Raw genomic sequence first — 24,796 nt, 5'->3', positions numbered from 1 at the left:
ATATTTTTACTCCTGAATTGACTGGGTTAGTAACCCGGATTCTGATCTTTTGCCTGATCCAGACTTTTGTTATAGTTAAACTCCGAATCCGGAATTTTCCATAGATAATGCTTCTGGGTAATTTCAGTAACGTTTCCGTTCACGTTTTTAAATTGTCCCACCAGTTCTTTCTCTTTTTTCAGACGAACAATAAAATCCCAGTGTTTACCTTCATTGATCCGCTCATATCTTTCTTCCTTGATCAATAAGTCAACAAATTTATCTGTCGTATTGTAATCAGTCAAACTGTAATCCAGGGCTGGGTTCGGCTGACCGGGCGCATATCCATATGCCCGCCGGCGAATCGTATTGATCGTTTCAATTGATTCCTGCGTCGGGCCACCGGCGACTCTTGCAGTTGCCTCCGCATAGGTGAGTAAAACATCTGTATAGCGTATCAAAGGGATGGATACATTAGCGCCCCCGCCTGAGGAAATGGGGTCCCAGTATTTTGTAAGTAAGCAAGTGAATTTCCCATAAGCATCCGCACCGAACACATAAAATCCAACATTGCGGTTATAGCGGAGATCTTTTTGGTCCCAGGTAGAAATTACCTTATTTCTCAAATCGGTATAATGCGTGAAATAGCCGAAACCGTTGAGCATTTTTTTGCCTGGTTGCATTTCATATTGCGGATGGGCCGTAAAGGATATGTAATCCCAGGTTTTATTGTCGGTACGTGATGTCTTGATGTAAAAAACCTCCTCTGTGGACGTAACCAGATCATAACCGAACACTTTGTCAAAATCTCCCGGGGAGGCTACGTTCACCAGTGAGTAGGATTTGCTGGCAATTACCTCTCCTGCCAACGCTTTTGCCTGTGCATAATCCTCGGTGTACATGTAGACTTCGGCAAGCAGTGCTTTGGCTGCATTTTTACCTGGCGTTCCAATCATACGGGGAGTAGTCGGAGTATTGGCCACCGCGTACTTTAAATCCTCGATAATGAATGAATAAATCTCACTGGCGGAGGATTTTCCTAAATCCCATTCACCTAAATTAGCTTCTGTTCTTAATGGCACACTACCCCAATGCCGTACAATATTGAAATAGTTTAATGCTCTTAAAAAGCGTAATTCACCTAAGTAAAGGACAATTTCTGCTTCGGTCATTCCACTGGCCTCCGGAAGCCGGCCAATTGCTGTGTTGCAGAAAGCGATGGCCCTGTAAATGGAAGTCCAGTTGGTGGTAATGCGGGTGTCATGCGTGGCATTGATCACACCCGTATAATTATACCCGGAGTAAACGCCTTTTGGATAACAGTACTCGGTGTTGATCTCTAATGTAGCATACCAATTGGCATTATAAGCTCCTCTCATGATATCCAATGGAGCTAATACTGCTGCATTTGCTTCCTGCGGCGTATTGTAAAAGGTAGAACTGGCCAGCAGATACGTGAAGTCAGTCTCATTCAGAGGATCTTCGCATGCTGTAAAAGTGGTGGCTAATGCGGCAAGTACTAAAATTTTGAAAACGTTACTTTTCATATTGTTATAATGGTTAAATCAAAATTGAATTTTGGCTCCGAAAGAGAATGTTTTACTGTTGGGATACGTAAAATGATCTATGGCTCCGTTTATATCGCCACCTTTGGAGCTGACCTCCGGATCCAATCCCGTGTATTTTGTAAATGTCAGGTAGTTTTGGGCGCTCACGAATACACTGGCACTTCTTATCCAGGTAAGGCTCTGCGGAATGGGTATATGGTAGGCCAAGCTGATATTTTTCAGGCGCAGATAGGATCCGTTTTCCAGAAACCGATCGGAATATCGAAGCGTACCCGCTCTTTCGATTTTAGGGTAATTCGCATTGGAATTATCTTGTCCTTCTCTCCAGCTTTCGTAATAAACCTTGCGCGCAACATTCATTCCTTGTGAGTAACTGTAATTGCGCATTTCGCTGAGGTTGAACACCTTGTTCCCCTGGCTGCCCTGCAATAAGGCGTTCAATGCCCAGTTTTTGTACCTAAAATCAAGGGTTAACCCATAGATAAAATCTGGATACGGCGAACCTGCCAGGTAGCGGTCATCTTTATCCGTGTACAGGCCATCACCGTTAACATCTTCGTAAGATAGCTGTCCGGTTTCGTTTAATCCTGCATCCTTATACAGGTAAAATGCACCTAACGGTTCTCCCTCCCGGATAATGGTAATAGACCCGGACCCATAATTGGAATAGGTAGTACCAAGGATATCATCTCCTTCGGCGAGCTTAACTACCTTGTTTTTATTATGCGAAATATTGAAGGAAGAAGTAAACTGAAAATCCGGTTTGTCGATCACTACTCCTTCGATCGCCAGTTCCACACCGGTGTTGTCCATACGTCCGATGTTTTGGGTCGAGGAGATGAAACCGGAGGATGATGGCAGAAATACCGTACTCAACAGGTCGGTGGTGTACTTGTAATAGTAGTCCCCGGTGATGTTTAGTCTGTTATTAAACATGGCCAGGTCAAAACCCAGGTCAAATTGCGTGGTTGTCTCCCATTTCAAAGCACCTGGGTAAGTAGAGCCCGGGGCGTAGTAAGTAAAATTTCCATTCCCGGTAGCTGCTTTTCCAGCGAAAAGAAGGTTTTGGGTAGAATAGGGGTCAATGGCAGTTGAACCCGTTTTACCAAAGCTGGCACGTATTTTCAGGTCTGAGAGTTTCTGCACCGAAGTCATAAACGATTCTTCAGATACCCTCCACGCCAAGGCCGCCGAAGGGAAATAACCCCATTGCTGTCCCGGTGAATATCGGCTGGAACCATCGGTTCTCACGCTGGCCGTAGCCAGGTATTTGCCTTTGTAAGAATAATTTACCCTTCCCAGATACGACATTAATGCCCATTTGGAATAAGAAGTGGATGGCGTATTGATAATTGCCGCGGTTGCCAGGTCATTGGTTGCGGGCAGGTCCGACAGAAAAGTATTACCGGACGCGGCAAGGCTCTGACTTACAGATTGCTGGTAAGTTTGCCCTACCATAAAATTAAAACTATGAATCTTGTTGAAATCAAGGTTATAGTTAATAATGTTCTCATTGGTAAAGTTGGTATAACGCGAATGATTGACCGATGCACTGTTGTTTTGGTAGATAAATCTGGACGTCGTATATGCGTCATATCTGCTATCTGAATTCTCAATTCCGACCGAACTCTTGATGGAAAGCCCGTTGAATGGCTTGAAATTAAGAGATGTGTTTAAATTGCTGATGTTGGAATTGGTTCTGTACTTGGACTCATTGGCCATGATCAGAGGGTTTTTCAACTCATGAGAAGACCAGGAATACCAGGAACGCAGATCCTTATAACCCCCTTTTTCATCATACGGAGTGAATGCCGGAGAGGCCGAATAAATGGCTGCGATCATCGAGGAACCACCCACGCCGCCGTTATCGGACTGATTCATTCTGTCTACCTTCGAGTATCCGAGTTGCACGGCCATATCCAGGTATTTATTCGGATTGAAATCCAGAGTTGAACGAACGTTGTACTTATTGAAGGCACTGTTGGAAATCAGTCCGTCCCGCATCATCGCAGAGCCGCTGATATGATATTTTATTTTATCAACGCCCCCGGAAAATGTAAGGTTGTGATTGCTGATAGGCGCGTTATTAAGCATCAGGTCTTGCCAGTCGGTCCCTTTGCCCATGGCGGCTATTTGCGCATCGGTGAATGCAGGTTGGTCCAGGGTATTTGAATTTACCAGGTATTCATTATAAAAATTCCCCCATTCCTGGGCATTCATCAGATCAAGCTTTTTGAGCTGAGACTGGATTCCGTAATCGAAATTGTAGGAAATATTCGTTTTACCGGACTTGCCTCTTTTGGTGGTAATGATAACGACCCCATTTGCTCCTCTTGATCCATAAATTGCTGTGGCAGAAGCATCTTTTAATATTTCAATGGATTCTATGTCATACGTATTTACCGTGTAATTACTAAACGGGATACCGTCCACAACATACAGCGGCGCATTGTTGCCCTTAATCGAATTGATGCCCCGGATACGAACAGAAAAATCCCCATCAGGAGCTCCGGTGTTTTGCGAAATCTGTACGCCTGGTGTACGGCCCTGCAATCCCATAATCGGGTCAGGAACAGTGTAAGCAGTTAAATCCGAGCCCTTTACAGATGATACCGAACCGGTTAAGTCTCTTTTCTTTACTACCCCGTAACCTATGACCACGAGTTCGTCCAGGGACCTGTCGTCCGCTGTAAGAGCTACATCAATAGTTGTTCTGCTCCCGACAGGCTCTTCCTTCTTATTCATACCCACAAAAGAAAATACCAAAACGGCATTTTCTCCCGCTACAGGAATAGAATATCCTCCATCAACATCCGTTAAAGAACCCGATGATCCACCTTGCTCCCGAACCGTCACTCCTGGCAGGGGAGTATTATCTCTGCCATCCGTTACTTTACCGCGGACAATTCGCGCCTGTGCTTTGGCATCGTGGTCTGTCAAAAACAAACAAAGCCACCAGACCAGTAAAACTCTAAGAATAGAATTGATTTCCATATTAATAATAATGATTAGTTGTCATTGACAATGATTGATGCCTGTCAATAATCCTCCGACTATTCTGGTTTTAGGTACGGGGCAAGACCGGTTGTGACCGGAGGAAACATGTCCAGGTTCTGAGCGCAAAAGTAGATTATCCCGGGCGGAGCAATATTTCCTTAATGCAAAGAAATCGTTAACTTGAGAGTAAGAGACAAAGCCGCTGAATTAGCCGGTGGGATCCGATACTGTGATATAGGTATTGGGTGGCTTTGCGAGTTGTAATGCGATTGCTCTACACCAGTCTTTGTCTGATTGCGAGGCTCACCGCTTCGGTGGCACTGTTCACGTAGAGTTTGTCGTAGATATTCCGGATATGGTTATTTACGGTATTGTATGAAATACCGCATTCGGCCGCGATCAGTTTATAGCTGTAACCTTTTACCAAAAAGCCGAGGATCTGTTTTTCGCGCTCGGTGAGGTGATAGTCTTTTTTTACCTGCGTTTCGGCAGAGAAATGCCGCAAAACCCTGGCAGCGATACTGCCCGTCATGGGAGCGCCGCCTTCGAGCGCCTCTCTTAAACTTTCCAGAAACCGTTCCGGACTTGTTTTTTTTAGCAGATACCCGTTCGCGCCAGCCCTCAGGCTGCCGAAGATGCGCTCATCTTCTTCAAAGTTGGTCTGGATCAGCACGGGCAAAGCGTCAAAATGCTTGCGCACAAGCCTGGTTGCTTCGATGCCGTCCAAACCGGGCATGTCGATGTCCATGAGTACAAGGTCGGGTTTGGAGCTGGTAATGTCTGCCACCAGGTTGGTGGCGTTGTGAAAGGTACCCGTGCATGTAAAGTCTGCGGAAAGGTTCAGCAGCATTGCCACGCTGTTGAGCCTTTCCTGATTATCGTCGAAAATGATGATCCTTGATGTCATTCCGCAAAATTAGTGACTTAAAAGCTGGTATTAGATAGCAAATACTCACCATACAAAGTCGGCTAAAAGGCTAATGAGACTTCCGTACCGCTCATTTCCCGGGATTGGATCGTGAGCTTGCCCTTCATCTGGGTCGCACGCTGATGCATATTGGCCAGGCCGTTTCCTTGTCTGGCATTTGCGGGATTAAAGCCTTTGCCGTTGTCTTTAATAACCATTATGACACGGCCATTCTCGTAGTTGATGTTGACATGCAGCGTAGTGCACCCGGCGTATTTGGCGGCATTATTGATGGCCTCTTTAAATATCAGGTAAAAGTTTTTGCGCGTTTGCATATCCAGTTTTATCCTTTCAAGCTGCTTGTCTGTTTCAAAATGGAATGTAATGCCTTTGGACTCGGCCAGTCCGCTCCCGAAGTGGAACATGCGGGCTAGCACATCTTGTATCTCATCGCTTCCTGCTTTTACACTCCATACAATGTCGCTGAGGCCCTCTTGCACCTGCTGGGCATTTTCTTTAATTTTTTGAACAACCTGCTGATGTTCGGCTTTATCCATTTGCATCAGCAGCGCCTGGCTGTAAAACGTGATACTGCTCAGCGTGCTCCCGATTTCGTCGTGCATATCGGCGCTGATGTCATTTCGTATGCGCTGGATCTGCAACACCTGCCCGAGCCGGTAGCGGTAAAAAAGGTAGATTAAAAAACCGATAGCCAGCGTGCTGAGGACAAAAAACCAGGGGGATTTATACCAAGGCGCAACCACTTTCACGGGTGTCTGCCATTCCTGCACACCCCAATCAGCGCCTGCCACGGAAACCTGCACCCGTAGATTGTAAGTGCCGGGCGGCAGACTGTTCAAAAGCAGCTTATTCCCATTTTCGAACATATGCCAGCCATCATCGTCCCATCCGTCCAGTCGATAGCGGAACCGGTTGAGCGCAGTGTTATGATAATCCGGGCTCATAAATGAAAAAGCAAAAAGGCGGTCGCCCGGGCTGAAAATGATCTGGCTGCCCGACGGATGGTTTGTGACCGTATCCGTTTTGTTTTGACTTGCATTGAATTTGGAATAGGATATCAGCTGCAATCCGCGGTCTTTTTGTGCGCTGGTATCCAGCCGTGCCGGATCAAAGGCAACAATGCCGTTCAGGCCGCCAAAATAAAGGGTGCCGTCTTTTGATTTGAGATAGGAACCGTGGTTAAATTCGGTATGCGGCAGCCCGTCTGAAATGCCGTAGTTGTAAAACTTTTGAGTATAGGTGTTGAAGCGGGACAGGCCTTTATTGGTGCTCAGCCAAAGGTTCCCACGTTCATCGGGCAGGGAAGCATAAATGTTGTTGTCGGGCAGTCCGTCCTCGGTGGTAAATAGCCGTGCTTTTTTCAGAGTAGTATCAATGCGGATCAATCCCTGAGTCGATCCGGCCCACAATGCATTGTTATACCACACACTGTGAAATATCTGCAATGCGGGCAGCTTGATCTTGTCTGTGGAAGCCTGCCCGTAATGTTCATGAATGGTCGCATCCTGGTTCAGGATATACAAGCCATTGGTGGTGCTGACCAAAGTCCGGTTATCCGTCCAGGGCGTGAAGTGGTTTACACGTTCATTTTTGATATATCTGCCTGCTTTGTCATTGAACAAAACCGGTTTCAGGTCCCGGGTATCGATCATGGCCATCCCGCCCCAGGTTCCCATCCAGAAAGAGTGATCACTCAGCTTGTAAAAGGAAGTGAAACCGCGGCCACTGACAAAAGGAAACTCCACCGGATAGTACTCCTCAGTCTCAGGCTTGATCTTAATGAATTGGGTGCCGTCCGTGACGGCATAAACCTGGTCTTTTGCAAACAGCACTTTATAAGGGATCACATGATCACCCGGGATGGTCTTCGGACGGTGCAGGATCATGTGGCGGGCCTTTGCTTTGACCGGGTCGATCTGATGGAACATGTAAACCATGCTATCAGCGTGAAAGCCATAAGAGCAAACCCAGATTTTCCCGGTGCTATCCTCTGTAATGCCGCGGATGCTGCTGCCAATGTCGCCGGGTTTTTCCAAAGGCACACTCAGGTATTTTCTGAAAACCTCCTCGGTAAGCGTGATCTTGAAAAGACCATCGACGCATGATATCCAGAAACTGTCATCAGTGCTGAGGAACGTTGCAAAGAAAAAGATACTGGCGCCCGATTTTTGCCGCAGCCGGGTGGTTAATGCGGTGAACTCACCCGTTTTTTTGTTTAGAAAGCCAACTTCCTTTTTGGAGTTATACCATACATGCGCTTTTGAATCGTGGTAAATAAGATCCGGAATGATCGGCGCGTCGGCGTCCATGACGGAGCCGAACGTTTGTTTTGCAAAGAAGTATTTGCGCATCCGGCCCTGTTTGCTTCCGGATTGCTGATAGTAAACGGTTATCTCGTCCGTGCCGGATTGCACAACGCTGGCAACCTGTAAATGCCAGCCAGAATGCTCCGTTCCCAGCAAATTGATCCGCCGGACAAAGTTTGCCTTTTCACTGATCACATCCAGATAATTACCGCCCGTGTATGCATACACATTGCGCTTACCATCAGAAAAAAGCCTGGAAACCTGACTTTCTGCTGAGAGGGTATGCTGCGGGCTGGCCGGCGGCGTATAAACAGCAGCGGGAACAAGATTTTTGTCGATCTTCACTAGCCTGCCCGCTGAAATCGCTACCCATGCGTTGTGATTTTTGTCAAAAAATATATCCAGATTTTGTTTTGAATCCACCCCTTTGACGGATCGCGAAGGATCGACAGTAATGCAAGTGAGATTAACAGGATCCACGATGCTGACGCCATTGTTGTGCGCCAGCCAAATGTTTCCGACCGGGTCTGTCCGCATTTGGTTGATCAACGTGCTGCCGCCAATGGAGCGGGTGAGCATACCAGTGAAATTCTGGAATGTGTAACCGTCATAGCGCCAAAGATCCTGCCCGGTACCCACCCACATGAAACCCCGCCCATCCTGCGCCAGGCTGCGGGTATTTCTGCTGGGTAATCCCTGCTCAGGTCCCAGCAGCTGAATGTTAATGCGCGTTTCCGGTGCCTGGGCTATGCAGGGATTGATAATGTTTTGGAATACAAAAAGAAGTAATACCAAATAATGAAATTTTACGGACAGCCTAAAAATTCTAACCCTGGGAAGCTTTTGTTGCACACAGGGACGACGGTCAGCAATTATTAAGAAATTCAAGGATATACGCCGAATGATGGTAACAAGAAAAGAACTTATGCACTTTCTGTTAATAAGACATTTAAAACGGGTTTTTAATCAAAAATAAAAGCGGCATATAGCAAGAATTTGCTATTGTGCCTTGTGGCGACATTGTCTTCTTTTGTCACCACAAAACCAAGCATCAATATAAGTCAGGCACCTGCTCTGGCTACTTCCAGAATAGGCTGCTTTTCAGATAATCAGATTTACTCAACGTTATATTTTTTTACCGAATGAAGAAACGCTACATTTCCTCCCTCAGTCGGCTTTCCTTCATGATCTGCCTGCTAGCGGCGGTTCAACCGCTGCTTTACGGCGCAGTCCGGCAGGGTGATGCTTCAAAGGCACAAAGGTCTGCCGAAAGAAAATCAGCCGCAGCAGCAGTTCCCCCTATTTTGTTTGTGAATGGAAGCAGGACGGAAGGGTCGTTTGATGGCAGTAGTTGGGGAAATGCATTCAACAGCTTAGCGGAAGCGCTTAAATATGCCCACGAAAATAGCGGAGTTCAGCAAATCTGGGTCGCTAATGGTGTCTATCGCCCTGGATACGACTTCGATTATATAAATGAAGAAGGGGAAGATCCAAACGACTATACATTCAGGTTAGTACCCGATGTCAAGCTGTTTGGCGGCTTCAAAGGGGTTGAGAATTCCCTTGCCGAACGCAAACTAACGACAGTTTACAGTAAAGAATTTAAAACTCCCGAAGAGGATGAAAATCGTTTTACCATTCTCGAAGGAGACAACCTGCGATACCATGTAGTCACGTCGGCCGGTGAAGTGGGCGGTGCCAGCCTGGATGGATTTATGATCACGAACGGAAATGCGGGCGCCACGTCTGATGCTTCCGTAGAGGGCATGACCATTCCACGAAATGCAGGCGGCGGAATTTTGGTTGTTAATTCGTCTCCATTGTTGACCAATCTCCAGATCAGATACAACGCTGCGGTAAATGGTGCCGGGATCTTCCTGAGTAACTCGTCTTCATCAATAAGCAATATTGAGATTGCCAACAACCGTGCAGGAAATAATGGCAGTGCGATCTATACTTCTCAATCCAATGTCGTTTTAACCAATTCGATCTTTCATGACAATCGTGCGGACGGAACTGGCAGCGTCTTACTGTCCAATTCTTCCGATGTATTCACCAATGTTACCATTTATTATAACAATGGGGAGTTTGGCGGTGGCGTGTATGTTTCGGGCGGTTCTCCCAGGATCCGTAACACCATTATCTTCAGAAACGATAGCTCCATAGGAATTCAGGTAGAGGTCGTGGATGGTGGCACCCCTTCATTCGCCAATTGCCTTGTTTTGGGAAGTGGCGGAAGCGGCTCGTGGAATAGCGGTTTCGGGCAGGATCTGGGTGGAAATATCGACGCAGACCCTGTCATGCATCGTTTCGCAAGTACTACTTTTGGATTGCACCCCGGCAGTCCTTGCATCAACAAAGGCAACAATGTGTTTTTTCAGCCAGGCCAGACGCCAGATCTTTCAGGGTTTACAACGGATCAAAGGGGAACGCCGCGGATCATGAATGGCACGGTAGATATTGGCGCTGCGGAAAGTGTATTCGGAATTTTATCTTCCAACCTCACCCCGAACGACGACGAAATATTGTTTGTAAAAAAGGGCGGCAGTGGCACAAAAGATGGATCCAGCTGGGAAAATGCCGCGCCCGAGCTGGCTGACGCACTTTTTGCAGCTAATCTCAATGACCGCATTTACGAAATATGGGTTGCGGGTGGAACGTATCATCCATTATACCGCCCTGATAATTTCTCGAATGCGGATCCGAAGAGCCCGTACAATTCTTTCCTGCTGGTTCCTAGCGCCAGTATATACGGCGGATTTAAAGGGGATGAAACAGAACTGGCCGATCGCGATCTTGGCCTTACAGAAAATGCCAGTATTTTGAGTGGCGATTTCAATGGAAATGACAATTTCAATTTCACTGACCTGTACAATAACGGGATCAAAAATGAATTCAGTGAAAACGCGCACCACGTGGTTTATGGTTTCGGCAGCAATGAATTGAATGGTTTCACGATCGAAGGGGGGAATAATACGTCTTCAATTCCGGGCGAAACGCTCCTCATTGACGAAACAATAGTTCCCACTGAGTACGGCTCGGGCATTTTGGCTCATTCGGGAAGCGGGATTTTTGAAAACCTGGTGATCAGAAATAACCTGGGTAATAAAGGTGCAGGATTTACGGCATACGAAAGCAGCGAGTCGATCACCAATTCGGTTATTTACCACAATTATAATAAGGGATCTGGCGCCGGTATTATGATCGCTTACCCGGACGTTTTGGTGATCAATAATACGAATGTGCTACAAAATCAGTCGGCAACCGGGCCAGGCGGAGCGGGTATCTCTTCGACTGGCAGCGGCCTTTTCTTGATTGGAAGCAGTATTATTACCAATAACATATTGCGGGACAATGAAGACTCTCCCCATGCTAATCTGTATTCCGATGGATCATCTGAGGCTCATTTAGGCAATAATATCATTGCCGGAAGTGGGGGAAGTGTGAGCTGGCAGTTCGATGATTTTGACGATGAAGGTGGAAACATGGATTTGGACCCTCAGTTTGTGGATATAAATGCCGGCAACTTTGCATTGACTGAGTGCAGCAGGGCAATTGATGCGGGAGGTACTCAATTTTTTCCGCCCTGGCATGCTGTTCCGGTGACAGATATAGTGAGTAACAGCAGGATTATTAATAGTCGGATAGATATAGGCGCGTTCGAATTCCAAAGCGTGCGATCACCGGAAGCGACGGCGCTGGCTGGAAATGCAAAAGCAAGTTCTTACACCTTTGAAGACAATGCTGCGCACACATTCACGGCGGAAGCTGATGTGTGTGACTCAGACCTACTGACGCTGGTACCGACCAATTTGAGCGGCATGGTTACTGCCAAAGTGTGGGTTGATGCGCAGGTGAATTCATATGCCGGCGCGGTATATCTGCAAAGGCATTATGACATTGCCCCGGACGAGAATGCTCCATCTGCGACTGGCCGTGTAGTGCTCTATTTTACCCAGGCAGAATTTGATGCACTGAATTCGAAACTACTGACTGACTCCGAATATTTACCAACTGGACAACCCGACGGGGAAAGCGGAAGGAAGGCCAATCTCAGGATTTATCAGTTTCACGGACCGAGTTCTGGTGGAACCGGAAGCCCTGCATCCTACGGAAGTTCGAGAACTGTCATTGACCCCGACGACCAGGATATTCAATGGAATGCAGCGCTAAGCCGGTGGGAAGTTTCATTTTCCGTCGAAGGTTTCAGCGGCTTTTTCGCAGGAACAGTTACTCAGAACCCATTACCCGTTCGCCTGGTTAGTTTCGAAGGAAAGCAGACGGATGATCAAAAAATAAAGCTCGACTGGAAAGTAGCGGAACAGGAAGGCATTGATGTGTACGAAGTGGAATACAGTGCGAATGGTAAAACGTTTACCAAAATCGGTCAGACATACGCTAACTCCCTTGCAAGCACGGACTACCATTTCACCGACACACTTACGCATAGCGGCGACCTGGCTTATTATCGCCTCAAAATCAATGAACTGGACGGAAAAACTGCGTATAGCAGAATCATCACAGTAAGGCTATCCGATATAAATCAAATGGTCGCTTACCCGGTTCCTGCCAAAAATGAACTTTGGGTCGATTGGAAAAAGAGCGATGCCGCATCTGCCGAGATTATTGATTCCAATGGCAGGATCTTGAAGACGGTCAGGAAATCGTCCGCGTCCCAAAAAGTAGATATATCAGCGTTACCAACAGGTATATTCTTCTTGAAAACAAGCGGAAATACGGTCTTGAAAGTATTAAAAGAATAAGGACAAATCGCGGACAATTCTGCATCCATATAAGTACAGTTAAGCTATAAATACGAACCCTTTACATTAAAATGAAAGCATTAAAAATTACCGGCAAAATACTCGCTGGCTTGTTGGTCCTGGTTGCCGCAGCTATAATTTATGTCAAAACCGCACTTCCTAATACCGGCCCTGCGCCAGATCTTAAAATAGAGAGAACTGCTGCCCGCATTGAGCGTGGGGAATATCTGGCGAATCATGTGACTGTATGTATGGACTGCCACAGCACGCGGGACTGGTCGCAATATGCAGGTCCACTTACCGGGGCACTGGGTGGCGGCGGCGAGGAGTTCACGAAGGAAATGGGCTTTCCCGGGAAATTTTATGCACCAAATATTACACCCTATGCGCTGGCCAGTTGGACGGACGGAGAAATTTTTCGCGCTGTCACAACTGGTGTCAATAAAAGCGGGAAAGCATTGTTTCCTGTGATGGGTTATCACCGTTTCGGCCAGCTCGACAAGGAGGACATTTATTCGGTGATCGCCTACATTCGCGGGTTGCCACCGATGAAAACCAGTATTCCGCAATCGGAACCCGATTTTCCGGTCAACATCCTTATTAACACAATGCCTCAGGAGGCGTCCTTTACGAGCAGGCCTTCCGAGACGGATCAGCTGGCTTATGGCAAATATCTGATCACGGCAACCGGTTGTGTAGATTGTCACAGCAAAACGGACAAAGGCGCCGTCATTCCCGGAACCGAGTTTGGAGGAGGAATGGAATTCAGCAGTCCGAACGGTGTTGTGCGCTCGGCTAATATCACCATGCACAAAGAAACGGGTATTGGTAACTGGACGAAAGAAGCGTTCGTGGCACATTTCAAAGCCTATACCGACAGCAGCTATGTTTCATCCAAAGTCGCACCCGGCGAGCTGAACACGCCTATGCCGTGGGTCATGTATTCAGGCATGAAAGAACAAGATCTCGCTGCGATCTTTGACTATTTGAGTACGATCAAACCGATTGAGAACAAGGTGGTAAGGTTTGATCATCTTCCAGCAGCATTTTGACAAATGCAGGTAAACAGGGGCACAGATAAAGTGCTCCAAAACCCCGCGAAGGCAGGAACTTCAAAATTGCCCGATTCCATGTTCAGTACTACATTTAGTCGCATATTTGTAGTATGAACACCATTCCAATTCATCAGCAAGAAGTTATCTGTGCGCTGGCGACTCCCTCGGGAGTAGGCGCGATCGCCATCATAAGAGTATCCGGACTAGGCAGCATTGCCATGGTCAATGCGATTTTTAAAGGTAAAAATCTTGAAACCGCGGAAAGCCACACCGTACATTTCGGTACGATATATGGTAAGGAAGAGATTATCGACGAAGTTTTGGTAACCGTTTTCAAAACCCCAAAATCTTTTACTAAAGAAGACTCGGTTGAAATTTCATGTCACGGCTCAGATTACATTATCCGGCAAATACTGAAACTTCTGATCACAAAAGGTGCAAGAATCGCCAAGCCGGGAGAATTCACGCAAAGAGCTTTTCTGAATGGGCAGTTCGACCTGGTACAGGCAGAGGCAGTAGCCGACCTGATCGCCGCAGATTCGCAAGCCAGTCATAAAACAGCATTGAACCAACTAAGAGGCGGTTTTTCAAAAAAACTGGCATCATTAAGAACGGAACTGATTCACTTTGCATCATTAATTGAGCTGGAATTGGATTTCGGCGAAGAAGATGTAGAATTCGCCGAACGCGAAGATTTGCGCCGGTTAATCAATGCATTACTGGAAACCATTGCACCGCTGATTGAATCATTCGATTTTGGAAATGCGATCAAAGAAGGAGTTCCGGTAGCGATTATTGGCTCGCCGAATGTTGGTAAATCGACACTTTTGAATGCATTATTAAATGAAGAAAAAGCTATTGTAACCAGCATTGCAGGTACTACTCGCGATGTGATTGAAGACACCATTGTGCTTAATGGTCTCAAATTCAGATTTATTGATACGGCTGGCATTCGCGAAACAGTTGATCTGGTCGAGTCCATTGGAATAGAGCGCTCCAAAGCTGCTATGGAAAAGGCAGATATTGTGATTTTTCTTTTTGACAGCGAAGAAACGTTATTGGAAAATAAAGCATTGGCGAAACTCCTTACTGGTGATAAGGAGGTTCTATTTGTTCTGAATAAAATAGATATCAATCAGATTGAAACTGAAAAGTTGCTGACGCTGGACCAAGACATTGTCCCAATTTCAGCCCAAACACAATCAGGCTTGCCTCATTTAACCGAAAAATTAGTCGCGCTTGTTCATGGCCAATCTGCGAGTGATACTGTTGTCACCAGTGCCCGGCATTATGAACATTTAGTAAAAACCCACGACGCTCTGACGGAAGTTATTAATGGATTATCCCTTGGAGTCACGGGGGATTTTTTGGCGCAGGATATCAGGTTATCGCTGCATCATTTGGGGGAGATAACTGGGACTATTGTGACGGATGATCTATTGGATAATATTTTTAGTAAGTTTTGTATCGGCAAGTAATAAGTAGTAAGTAACCATAAATATATATAAACAAACGTAATTAAAACCCCATCAGGATCATCCTGATGGGGTTTTTGCTTTATTGATATTTTTCGATAATATCTTGGTGGTTTATACCTTTTTGTACCTTTTATGGTATTGTTAAGCCGAGGTACAAACAGGTACAAAAATTAACGATTTAGGGGGGGAAATGATGAAACAAACTGAAACGTTGAGAAACATGCTGAAACACTTTAAAAAAATTTCAAAATGAGCTCAATAATCGAAACTGTACGGATCTGTCAGGAATGCAGTAAACGGTTCACCGCGAGGACTACGCAGACCAGATTTTGCTATTTCGGGCTTGATGCATCTCAACAGATAGTTGTGGTTGTGATAATGATTAATAAGAGTTAGCCTATCCTGAGGGTATTATCGACCCAATCACGGGTAAAACGAGTAGCGACAGCTGTATGCTGTTAGCTGAATTTGTGAAAATGTTATTACTTTGCCCCATTTGTAACAAAAAGTAGCGAGATGGTAATTGAGCAGGTCCTAATATCCGACATTAAGGCAATAATCCAAACATCTAAGGAGACTGCCATCCGCGCGGTGGATCATGAGCGGACCTTGATGTACTGGAAGGTGGGGCAGCGAATATTCGAAGAGGAGCAAGTGGGAAGGGACAGGGCCGAATATGGTCTTTACCTTACCCAACTTATCGCTGAACAACTAGAACCGGAATTTGGCAGTGGCTTTTCTAAACGACAAATTGAGCTTTTTAGACAGTTTTATCGTCAGTTCCCAATTGCGAATACACTGTATTCGCAATTGAGTTGGAGTCAATATAAGTTGCTGATAAGATTGGACTCACAGGATAAAAGAGATTTTTACATTGCGGAAACAGTCAAAAACAATTGGACGGTTCGTCAGCTTGAAAGGCAAATCAACAGTAGTTTATGGGAGCGCCTGCTATTAAGTAATGACCGCGAAAGTGTTCTGGCTGTTGCTCGCAGCGAACAAAACCCATCTGACGCGAAAGAGATTATCAAAGATCCAATGTACCTAGAGTTTTTGGGCCTGAAAAGGGAGTCGTCTTATTACGAGAAGGACTTAGAACAAGCCATCATCACTCATCTTCATGACTTTCTATTGGAATTGGGCAACGGTTTTGCTTTCGTCGCTAGGCAAAAAAGACTTCATATTGAAGGAGATGAGTTTTTCGTCGACCTGGTTTTCTATAACAGGCTTTTACAGTGTTTTGTGATCATCGAGATCAAAACGACAAAGCTTAGCCATCAGGACATAGGTCAGCTTCAAATGTATGTAAACTACTATGACCGTTATGAAAGGAGAGATTTTGAGAACCCAACTATCGGAATACTTCTCTGTGCAGACAAGAACAATGCAGTGGTTAAGATCTCACTACCTGAAAATAATAAAACAATCATTGCCAGTGAGTACAAACTGTATCTTCCGAGTGAGAAACAATTGATTGATGAGATGAACAAGGAGATTGAAAAATTACAGAAAGAAGAATAACGGCATAATAGACTCATTTTTCTTATTTCCGTTTCAAATTGTTCATAATCAGTTAATTATTTCAGCTATCAGCTTCTTGGTGCTGACTCCAAACCAAATAATATTTTGTTGTATAACAGGTGTTATGTCAACTTAAACACATTCGGCTCGGACATAACCATTGAACTAGATGGGAGAAACGTATCAGAGGGGTGAGTTCCCAACATTAGTTTAGCAGCATATTCGGATCTTTGATGTAGTATTTCCGACAACGTATTTTAGCAGCATGCGAGGGCATTTATGGCAAAAGGGTTAACTATTTCCAATTTTGCAACGGCCGTTGCAAAATTGGAAATAAACATAAGACAGTAAGCCAAATATTTACAGTTTAATATCATGCTGTGTCGAGTCGATGCCATCTGTTGTTCAACACGCATTATGATCTATAAAAGCAGACTCACGTCCAAGGTTCATACCAACCAGTTGTCTACTTCCTAAGCTTTTTTAAAACGAATATTGTTTATAGCCAAAACCAAAAAGTGAACTGATAAAAGCTCGCTGGACAGAAATCGACTTTGAAAACTCGATGTGGACAATTCCACCCGAGCTAATGAAAACGAAAACACCGTGCATATGACTGTGCAAAGTTTTTTACCTTAAGGTAAAGTCATGATGCAACATTATGCTGACTATTTAGATAGCCTGTCGTAGAGAATTGAAAAGGAATAGCATGGGCTTCTCAAACGTGAGTACATTAACAAAGGCATGAAATGGATACACCATCCTTTTCATGCCAGCCTTTTATTTATCAAATCTATATTTGCTTGACTAATACCGTATTCTTTTGCCAAGGTTTTCCACTGCTCCAAAGCAGCCTTTGTTTGTGCTATACTTTCATTTACAAGAGCTTTGGACAGACCCGCTTCAAGCCCAAGCTTTATAAGCTGCTTGTCGCTGGGATTTCTTCCCTCTCCCATTACCATTGTGCTTTGTTCTCCCCCAGGGCCATTAGAAAACGTCAGATCATAAGCTGGCGATAACTTCCATTCCCCTTTATTATCCATCAGAAAACTGAAGTTCTTGGCATGGTCATCACGGTTATGGGCCAGGACATTGAATACAGCGAGTCTATACATTTTCTCAACCTCACGGATGTCTTTCGTAAGCTGACCAGTAAGCGTCAGTAAATCTTCATAATCTAATGATGGTGTCCGAAAATCACTATGCAATAACCCGCTTACCGTATGCATGTGGTATCGTTTAGTACCATCCCGGTCAAAGCGTTTTGCTGCAAAATATCCGCATCCTTTGCTAGCAGCAAATAAATGAGCTTCTGACATTACAACTCCTGCCTCTTTTGCCATCAGGGCATAAACGTATTCAATAGCGCCGGAATCAAGTCCGTCTTGCGAATTCGGGAACTTGATCAGCCAGGGCTCAAATCCATCGGCGAGTTGCTTTGCACCATGGGTTATATTCTGACGGGTCTTATCAACCCCTATGAGTGCTTTGGGTCTTGCCCCGGCAGATGATCCATTTAAAGAAAGTAGCTCCTGAATGATCTCATCTAAACTTCCTCTAAGAACTTCACCGGCTTGCTGAGCAAGTTGATCCAGATCAATAAAGCTATCTTCTATATCAGACGGACTATAATCCGGTTCATAGACTAAGGCTCCCATGCCGTGAAATCCCACATGTGCCAAACGATCCAGTGAAGTAATATCTGACGGCAATATGTTTTGAGAACGCAAAAGGCGGTCAAATAGCAACCGCCCCCAACCATCGGGTAGGCTATCGCTAAAAACACCCGCCAATCCTTCGAAAGGTCTTGTTTCAAAAGTGGTAACGCCTGTTTTGAGAGGCAAGCGTAAAGGAGAAATCTCCAGTCCTCTTTGAATGAATGAGGCCTCATATTCAAAATAAATGGTGTGGTCGCGAATAGCCAAACGCCCAACCGGAAGAATTTCGCTGCCGCAATCCAATCTTACTTTGAGTTCTGTGATAAGTTGTTTCATTTGCGACGACCTCGTTTACGGATTGAAGTCTCTTCCTTCAACACTTCATCAATAGAAGAAAATGCTGGTTTTACAGGCTTGATAGCCTCAATCACTTCCTCGATGCCGCCTACAACCAAAAGGAGCCTAAGGAATGACTCTAAAGAGATGACGCCTTTCTGCTCAAATTTTCTTAGAGTTGGTAGTGCAACGCCTGAACGCTCTGCCAGACCTTCCTGAGTGAGGCCTTCACTCAGGCGCCTAGATCTCACATTTTCTGCAAGCTTACGAAGCGCCTTTGATGGCGATATAAGTGATATCATTGTAGTACCTATTGACCTTATAACCTTATAATTAATACTATTGTATCACAAATATAGTTAATTTTAAACGGAGAATGCCTGCTTATATGGTTTTAAAGTTGAAATCGACAAATCACCTGTGCGCACCATCTTTCACCCTACATTCCAACTTTAACTGCCGAGAATTCCTCGGTAGTTGCACCGCCAGATTTATGTAAAGTTGACCAATGAAGCATAACACACAAAATCGTTACTTTTGAAGGTGAGTACAGATGTTGTATGAAGGCATCATCCATATTCAAGAGTACTTGTTCAATATGTGCAAGTCCAAAATGACAGGCAACAATTTGGAAACTTTTTACTCTTAAAATGCCAGTTTGTACCCTTTTTGTACCTATATGTGTTTAAACCATTGATTATGAATGTATAATACATATTGTATTGGCAAGTAATTCTTTAAACAGCACTTCAAATTTGAAACTATGAACGAACAGGACATCCGTTGGGAGCAGCGCTTCAATAATTATCTTAAAGCATTGCACAAGTTGGATCAGGCGGTATCCAAAATTAAAAAGGATTACCCTTCGGACGAGGCAGGAAACATTGATGAAGATGACTTTCTGGATGATATCATTAAGGAAGGCTTGATTCAACGATTTGAATACACGCACGAATTGGCATGGAATGTGATGAAAGACTTTCTCCTTCACGAGGGTGATATAAAAGTATTAGGTTCCAAAGACGCAACAAGAGCGGCCTTTGCTGCGGATTTGATTGAAGACGGCGAACTGTGGATGGAAATGGTCAAAAGCCGAAACCAAACCTCGCACACATATAATGAAGGAACAGCTGATGCGATTTTCGAGAGAATTTTAGAGGAGTACCTACCTGCTTTTTTGGCTTTTAAAAGTACTATGGAAGAGAAACGTTATGGGGAGCATGGCAACATATTTGAGAAAGAATGAAGTACGGACTTAAAGAAAGCACCATTGCCGCCATTCAGGCGGTCTTTAAGAAATACCCGCAAGTGGAAAAGGCAATCCTTTACGGATCGCGTGCAAAAGGAAATTTCCGCAACGGCTCCGACATTGATTTGGTGCTTGTCGGCGAAAGCCTCAATTTGTCAGATCAATTTAAAATCGAAACTGAACTGGATGATTTAATGCTTCCCTACAAGATAGATCTGGCTATTTATCATCATATTGAAAATAAGGAGCTTATCGATCACATTGATCGGGTGGGAGTGTTTTTTTAAGTAACAAACCAACAGGATACTTATCACTCATTATCCAGTTCCAGCGCTAGAAGTTGGTGTGGTTTTCGCCTGCCACCAATGCAGATAGGCCGCGGTGAAAAAAGAGCAAGCAAAAATGTGCATCCATGTGATCGGCCCGAACGTTCTCCGGGTTGGAAGGGCTTTACTTGGTTCCAACAATTTCCAGGGCCTTCTCCAAAAGCTCATCACGTCCAGCTAATATACCTTGGATTGTGGGTTTAACCTCAATATCAGGAACGATCCCTACTTGCTGGGTTTCCCTTCCGTCGGGATAATAGACACCGATCCCGCTTATGCCTGTCCGGATATTACCTGGTAAGACGATAGGAGACACATTGCCGTCCGCGGCAGCCGTTGTGCTCCCGATGATGGTAATGTTTGGAGCCTGGGAAAATGCCATGGAGGTGTATTCTGCCTGGCTGAGCGTGCTTTCATTTACAATCAGCACTACTTTTCCCTTATAATAGTCTGCATTCGTTTTTCCGGTTTTAAGCTCGGGGGTGAATGTGAACGCTCCCGGGGTTTGTATGCTTCCCCTCGAAAATTTTACGAATGCGCGCGCTTCGGGTAATAAGTAGGGAGCGAATGTGAATACCATAAATTCAGAAGGATAGCATCTCATGTCTATGATCAGGCCTTTGGTTTTGGATATCTCCGGCGCAATAATCGGCAGGTAGTCATTTCTAAACTTACCCGGAAACAGATACGCAACATCTGGTTGGACCAATTTAAAGCAGGTATCCTTCTTGTTGTAGTTTGCATACAGATTGATTTGCTCTTTTTCATGCGCAGGAATTTTCAAGTCCAGGATTTTTGAATTGCGTTTAATGCGGACCGAGATCAGGGAATCGTTGCTGCGCAGCAGATTTGGAGCCATGTTCCTAAGCCTCGTTGGCATATTGGATGCAGCTGTGTAAGGAAGTTTTTCCTTGATCATGTCACTGACGCTTCTTCCATTGATCTTTTCAATTACGTCCCCGATTTTCAATCCGGATTGCTCTGCAAGTTTCCCATTATAAAAATCAGTGACCACTGGTTTGCCTTCCACAAAAGAAAGCTGCGCGGCAGCATACCGGTTGCCAAAATGGGCATCCAGGGAAGGACTTTGGTTGTACACATTAGCGTGCGTGTCCTTTACCCTTGTGATCAGTTCGAGTGCTGCCAGCTTATAGGCGGTTTCGTTAGCAGCATTTACAAATTTTGGAATAAATTCAAGAAGCACGGCGTGCCAATCTTCTTTGATTAAATGCTTATATGGAAAAAAGTATTCGATCATATTCCAGTACCGGAATAAGCTCACCAACCGGAACCCGGCATCGGGGTAGGGCATGTTTGCATAAGCATTCTCATTTCTGAAATCAGGATTTCCGACACCCGGCTGCAAGCCAATGTAGTAGCCGTCTTCGGTGCGGGAAGCGTTTTTGACCGTATCCAGTAATGCTTCCACGTCTTTACTAAAACCAGCATTTTTGATCCATCCGAGCTCCGGCTTCAAAACTGCGTCACTGGCGACAACATAGTTGCCGGCAGCTTTGATAGGCCCCAGTTTTGAGATCCACGAATGCAGTGCTTTTTGTTTGTCGGTTGGTGATACATGGGCGGCAACCTGCGGCAGAAGGCGGATTAATTCATAATCCCAATTGAGGTCTCCACTGGCAATTGCCGGATGATGGTATTTCAAAAATCCCCAAAGTTTTCCGACGTTGCCCAGTTCAGTAATCTGGGCAGGCGAAAGCTTACCAATTGTAAAGCCCGAGCCGTTATCAAATTCTTTATCAAGCAGCGCAGCGGCCGGCTTTCTTAGTAGGGCCTGTTCTATCGGCTTTCCGTCAACGAAAATCTCAAACTGATCTATCCATAAAGAACCTTTCCCGACGAGCAATGCCCCGACATGAATCTTTGCAGCATTGGAAGGGTAGGGTAGTTTGATGCTGTATTGTTTCCAATCCTGCGTTCCCCGGATGCCCTGGCTTTGCATATTGTCAAATTGCAGCATGCCGGAATTTCCGTCAATGCGCAACATTAATCCCGCTGACCCTTCCACATCCTGGAACTTCATATAACCTCTCAGCTCGATTTGCTTTCCTTCCCAAATGGCCGGCAGTGTATTTGCCACACTACCAAAAGTGCCATTTTTAATCTCCTGGGGCGATCGAAGAAGCACAGAACGATTACCCTGGTTTTTTTCAATTGTATCACCAGTAACCAAATATCCTACGCCCCACTGCATCCACTTATCAGGCAATTTCTGACCAGGTGTAACCTTTTCGAAACCCAGGTTGAAGTTTGCATTTTCCTGCGCTTCGAGGGCAGTACAGACAAGAAGAAGAATGAACAAATAAAGGTGCTTTTGCATTGTTACTGGTGTTTAATGCTTTTGTGGTCAATTGTTTTGACTTTTTCGTACTCAGCTTTAAGTACAAAGTTGCTACCAAGTGTAGCAATCAAGAATACAACTAATAGAGTGAGTAATAATTTATCACTGTTTTTCATCGGTTTTCTATTAAAGGCTGACTGTGTTGTTTTTAACCATAAATTCATTGTAGCGGGCTTTGATTTCTTCGATGCTGATTTCCAGCAGTACCAGGCTGGAAAAGAACACCGGCAGTTCCTTTTCCATAAAGCGTTGTTTACGATAAGCGAGGATCAAGGCTCGGGCTGAATTAGAGGCGGAGTACCCCAGTCCTCTTTTGTTGAAAATAATGTCTTTATTGAGAAGGAATTCATAGCTCCGTAAAATCGTATGAGGATTTACCTCCATTAAGACCGCAAGCTCACGCACGGATGGTATACGTTCTCCCTCTTGCCACTTGCCTTGCAGGATGCCTTCACAAATGTGATCGGCAATCTGCAGATAAATGGATTGTTTGTCTCTAAATTCCACGGTGATTTTGTTTAAAGCTGCTTTTCCTGCAAGCGCTTGTAAGCCACAAGCCACAAGCCGAGCACCATCAGCGCAGGTAATACATAAAGCCATGAATACGCCATGTCGGGAAAATGGACCCGATAAACTTTGAGGCTGCTATCGCGGACTACATTCCAGCCACCAAATGGAAAAGCGCCCAGCATCATGGGGTACGAGGCTAAGTATTTGGCAAAAGAGGTGTTAACCGAACTAAGCGCCAGCGCTCCCAGCAGGGCGGATGCCAGTGTTTTGACATAAGAGTTTTTGGTAAAATAGATTGATCCGGCATATATCACACTGTTGAATAAGAAGTAGCAGTAAGTGACATATATTGCCACTTCGCGTGTGACTGGGCTGTATTTCGTATGTGTTGCCGGAAACCTTGCATTTGCAAAGTGAATGGTACCGAAGTGCAGTAGCCAGAACAAGACCAGAAAAGGGATCAGGAACATCAGGTTGACTAGTAGCGCAGCAAGCATCTTTTCTGCCGTGGATGCAGGTGTCATCAGTGCAAATATCCCCTTGTTGCCTGCAGCATAGTCCGTTAATGCAGTGCTTGTATAAAAGCTGCTGCCAAAGATAAGTACCAGCGGAATTGCAGCATATTGGAGTAACTCACATGAATGGTTGTAGGTATCGAAATACAGCGTCGGTAATGTCATAACCAAAAGACCCACAGTCAATAAGCAACTGACCCACAGGTAATTTCTTCCTTTCTGGTCGAATTCAAGACGGATCAGTACGCTTATCCGGTAATGGCTCGATGACTTTCTCATAGTACAGTTGTTGATTCCTGGGAGGGGGGATTCTGATCGAAAATGTGCTGTATTTTTGTTGGACTCAGCACGACAGCATTGAAAAACTGTTCAAGATCTATTCTGGAGTCGGTGCCAAATATATTCCTGGTCACTACTTTGCACCCGCCAGGGCCAGGTTTGGCATACAGGATACTGTCACTTCCATCGCCGATGTCCGCGTATGTTTCGAAAGACAAATGCTGCGCTACCGTTTCCAGGTCAGTTTGTATGGCTATTTTATTTTCATTCAGGATGATTACGCTATCAATGAGATTGTCAAGGTCACGAACCTGGTGTGTGGCGATCACAATAATTTTTTCGTCGTCAATGGCAGATAGTACTGACTTTCTGAACTGGGTCTTAACTGGAATATCCAAGCCATTGGTGGGTTCATCCATCAGGATTACTTTGGTATTGCAGGCCAGGGCAAAAGCGATGAGCACCTTCTTTCGCTGTCCGTAGGACATTTTATCAAGCCTGTCGCTGACTGAAACATTGAAATGAGAAATGCCTTTATGAAATTCAGTGCGGTCATATTTTGGGTAGAGCAAACCAAACCGCTCTGAAAACTTCTCAACTGTAAATGAAGGCAAGTAGGGTTCTTCCGGTATAAAAAATACATCCTGCAAGAATTCGGCCTCTCTGCCCGACGGGTTGAAACCTGCTATGCTGATTTCTCCTTTATCCGGAAAAAGTAGCCCTGCCATGTTACGAAGCAGACTGGATTTCCCTTCTCCGTTTTTACCTAGCAGCCCGTAAATCCGTCCAGGAGATAAATGCAGATTCAAATTTTCAAAAAGTGCCTTCTGCTTTTCATAGCCAAAGCAAACTTGTTTAAAGGATATCATGCTTTGCGGTTTAGTGTTGTAGATATCTACAACACTATAAGTCGTATCCATTGAAAACTACTGCACTGAGAGAATTAATTTTTTACCGACTCGCCTTGGG

Annotated in this window: 16 protein-coding genes; 6 read left to right on the top strand and 10 right to left on the bottom strand. The window is 45.0% G+C overall.

All coding sequences use genetic code 11. The annotated features are described in order from the left end of the window. Positions 1-26: 26 nt before the first annotated feature. The 4 genes from LZG72_RS20150 to LZG72_RS20135 all read right to left on the bottom strand — a co-directional run bounded on the left by LZG72_RS20150 (position 27) and on the right by LZG72_RS20135 (position 8,573). On the bottom strand, positions 27-1,526 hold the full coding sequence (locus tag LZG72_RS20150) for a RagB/SusD family nutrient uptake outer membrane protein (protein ID WP_233876471.1): 1,500 nt from the start codon (positions 1,524-1,526) through the stop codon (positions 27-29). 18 nt (positions 1,527-1,544) lie between these two features. After that, positions 1,545-4,541: a TonB-dependent receptor gene (locus LZG72_RS20145; protein ID WP_233876469.1), complete on the bottom strand. Its 2,997-nt coding sequence runs from the start codon at positions 4,539-4,541 to the stop codon at positions 1,545-1,547. 277 nt (positions 4,542-4,818) lie between these two features. Further along, positions 4,819-5,451 (bottom strand): response regulator transcription factor, encoded by a 633-nt coding sequence (locus tag LZG72_RS20140; RefSeq protein ID WP_233876467.1) that lies wholly within the window; start codon positions 5,449-5,451, stop codon positions 4,819-4,821. A gap of 62 nt (positions 5,452-5,513) precedes the next feature. After that, positions 5,514-8,573 (bottom strand): two-component regulator propeller domain-containing protein, encoded by a 3,060-nt coding sequence (locus LZG72_RS20135; protein ID WP_233876466.1) that lies wholly within the window; start codon positions 8,571-8,573, stop codon positions 5,514-5,516. A gap of 347 nt (positions 8,574-8,920) precedes the next feature. Here LZG72_RS20135 and LZG72_RS20130 point away from each other — a divergent pair, with 347 nt between their 5' ends. From LZG72_RS20130 to LZG72_RS20115, 4 genes are all read left to right on the top strand, one after another. After that, positions 8,921-12,541, top strand: a complete 3,621-nt coding sequence (locus LZG72_RS20130) for a choice-of-anchor Q domain-containing protein (RefSeq protein WP_233876464.1) — start codon at positions 8,921-8,923, stop codon at positions 12,539-12,541. A gap of 71 nt (positions 12,542-12,612) precedes the next feature. Beyond that, the gene (locus LZG72_RS20125) at positions 12,613-13,593 is read left to right on the top strand and encodes a c-type cytochrome (protein WP_233876462.1); all 981 of its coding nucleotides are present in this window, start codon (positions 12,613-12,615) and stop codon (positions 13,591-13,593) included. A 113-nt stretch (positions 13,594-13,706) separates the two neighbouring features. Continuing rightward, positions 13,707-15,074 carry a tRNA uridine-5-carboxymethylaminomethyl(34) synthesis GTPase MnmE gene (gene mnmE / locus LZG72_RS20120; RefSeq protein WP_233876460.1) on the top strand — a complete coding sequence of 456 codons (1,368 nt, stop codon included), beginning with the start codon at positions 13,707-13,709 and terminating at the stop codon, positions 15,072-15,074. 516 nt (positions 15,075-15,590) lie between these two features. After that, entirely contained in the window at positions 15,591-16,595 is a 1,005-nt protein-coding gene (locus tag LZG72_RS20115) for a YhcG family protein (RefSeq protein ID WP_233876458.1), read from the top strand. 767 nt (positions 16,596-17,362) lie between these two features. Here the strand turns inward: LZG72_RS20115 and LZG72_RS20110 are convergent. Next, on the bottom strand, positions 17,363-18,589 hold the full coding sequence (locus LZG72_RS20110) for a type II toxin-antitoxin system HipA family toxin (protein ID WP_233876456.1): 1,227 nt from the start codon (positions 18,587-18,589) through the stop codon (positions 17,363-17,365). Further along, positions 18,586-18,891 (bottom strand): helix-turn-helix domain-containing protein, encoded by a 306-nt coding sequence (locus tag LZG72_RS20105; protein WP_233876454.1) that lies wholly within the window; start codon positions 18,889-18,891, stop codon positions 18,586-18,588. Before LZG72_RS20105 ends, LZG72_RS20110 begins: the two co-directional genes overlap by 4 nt. Before the next feature lie 461 nt (positions 18,892-19,352). On the opposite strand from LZG72_RS20105, the gene LZG72_RS20100 reads away from it, so the two are divergent. Both LZG72_RS20100 and LZG72_RS20095 read left to right on the top strand, forming a co-directional pair. Continuing rightward, entirely contained in the window at positions 19,353-19,835 is a 483-nt protein-coding gene (locus tag LZG72_RS20100) for a nucleotidyltransferase substrate binding protein (protein ID WP_233876452.1), read from the top strand. Continuing rightward, positions 19,832-20,125 carry a nucleotidyltransferase domain-containing protein gene (locus LZG72_RS20095; RefSeq protein ID WP_233876450.1) on the top strand — a complete coding sequence of 98 codons (294 nt, stop codon included), beginning with the start codon at positions 19,832-19,834 and terminating at the stop codon, positions 20,123-20,125. The genes LZG72_RS20100 and LZG72_RS20095 overlap by 4 nt, the downstream gene beginning before the upstream one ends. A gap of 163 nt (positions 20,126-20,288) precedes the next feature. On the opposite strand, the gene LZG72_RS20090 is transcribed toward LZG72_RS20095, so the two are convergent. The 4 genes from LZG72_RS20090 to LZG72_RS20075 all read right to left on the bottom strand — a co-directional run bounded on the left by LZG72_RS20090 (position 20,289) and on the right by LZG72_RS20075 (position 24,696). Next, positions 20,289-22,502: a S41 family peptidase gene (locus tag LZG72_RS20090; RefSeq protein ID WP_233876448.1), complete on the bottom strand. Its 2,214-nt coding sequence runs from the start codon at positions 22,500-22,502 to the stop codon at positions 20,289-20,291. Between the two features lie 147 nt (positions 22,503-22,649). Beyond that, on the bottom strand, positions 22,650-23,030 hold the full coding sequence (locus tag LZG72_RS20085) for a GntR family transcriptional regulator (protein ID WP_233876446.1): 381 nt from the start codon (positions 23,028-23,030) through the stop codon (positions 22,650-22,652). An 11-nt stretch (positions 23,031-23,041) separates the two neighbouring features. Next, positions 23,042-23,827 carry a hypothetical protein gene (locus LZG72_RS20080; protein ID WP_233876444.1) on the bottom strand — a complete coding sequence of 262 codons (786 nt, stop codon included), beginning with the start codon at positions 23,825-23,827 and terminating at the stop codon, positions 23,042-23,044. Then, on the bottom strand, positions 23,824-24,696 hold the full coding sequence (locus LZG72_RS20075) for an ATP-binding cassette domain-containing protein (protein WP_233876442.1): 873 nt from the start codon (positions 24,694-24,696) through the stop codon (positions 23,824-23,826). The genes LZG72_RS20080 and LZG72_RS20075 overlap by 4 nt, the downstream gene beginning before the upstream one ends. Positions 24,697-24,796: the final 100 nt, after the last annotated feature.

This window comes from Dyadobacter sp. CY323, from assembly GCF_021390245.1.
GTDB lineage: Bacteria > Bacteroidota > Bacteroidia > Cytophagales > Spirosomataceae > Dyadobacter.
Note: the sequence above shows the minus strand (reverse complement) of the source record. Positions and strands in the feature narration are given on the sequence as shown.

What these genes read in the sequence shown, in the direction of transcription:
- LZG72_RS20150 (WP_233876471.1), bottom strand. Translation starts at nt 1,526, where the DNA reads ATGAAAAGTAACGTTTTCAAAATTTTAGTACTTGCCGCATTAGCCACC.
- LZG72_RS20145 (WP_233876469.1), bottom strand. Translation starts at nt 4,541, where the DNA reads ATGGAAATCAATTCTATTCTTAGAGTTTTACTGGTCTGGTGGCTTTGT.
- LZG72_RS20140 (WP_233876467.1), bottom strand. Translation starts at nt 5,451, where the DNA reads ATGACATCAAGGATCATCATTTTCGACGATAATCAGGAAAGGCTCAAC.
- LZG72_RS20130 (WP_233876464.1), top strand. Translation starts at nt 8,921, where the DNA reads ATGAAGAAACGCTACATTTCCTCCCTCAGTCGGCTTTCCTTCATGATC.
- LZG72_RS20125 (WP_233876462.1), top strand. Translation starts at nt 12,613, where the DNA reads ATGAAAGCATTAAAAATTACCGGCAAAATACTCGCTGGCTTGTTGGTC.
- mnmE (WP_233876460.1), top strand. Translation starts at nt 13,707, where the DNA reads ATGAACACCATTCCAATTCATCAGCAAGAAGTTATCTGTGCGCTGGCG.
- LZG72_RS20115 (WP_233876458.1), top strand. Translation starts at nt 15,591, where the DNA reads ATGGTAATTGAGCAGGTCCTAATATCCGACATTAAGGCAATAATCCAA.
- LZG72_RS20110 (WP_233876456.1), bottom strand. Translation starts at nt 18,589, where the DNA reads ATGAAACAACTTATCACAGAACTCAAAGTAAGATTGGATTGCGGCAGC.
- LZG72_RS20105 (WP_233876454.1), bottom strand. Translation starts at nt 18,891, where the DNA reads ATGATATCACTTATATCGCCATCAAAGGCGCTTCGTAAGCTTGCAGAA.
- LZG72_RS20100 (WP_233876452.1), top strand. Translation starts at nt 19,353, where the DNA reads ATGAACGAACAGGACATCCGTTGGGAGCAGCGCTTCAATAATTATCTT.
- LZG72_RS20095 (WP_233876450.1), top strand. Translation starts at nt 19,832, where the DNA reads ATGAAGTACGGACTTAAAGAAAGCACCATTGCCGCCATTCAGGCGGTC.
- LZG72_RS20090 (WP_233876448.1), bottom strand. Translation starts at nt 22,502, where the DNA reads ATGCAAAAGCACCTTTATTTGTTCATTCTTCTTCTTGTCTGTACTGCC.
- LZG72_RS20080 (WP_233876444.1), bottom strand. Translation starts at nt 23,827, where the DNA reads ATGAGAAAGTCATCGAGCCATTACCGGATAAGCGTACTGATCCGTCTT.
- LZG72_RS20075 (WP_233876442.1), bottom strand. Translation starts at nt 24,696, where the DNA reads ATGATATCCTTTAAACAAGTTTGCTTTGGCTATGAAAAGCAGAAGGCA.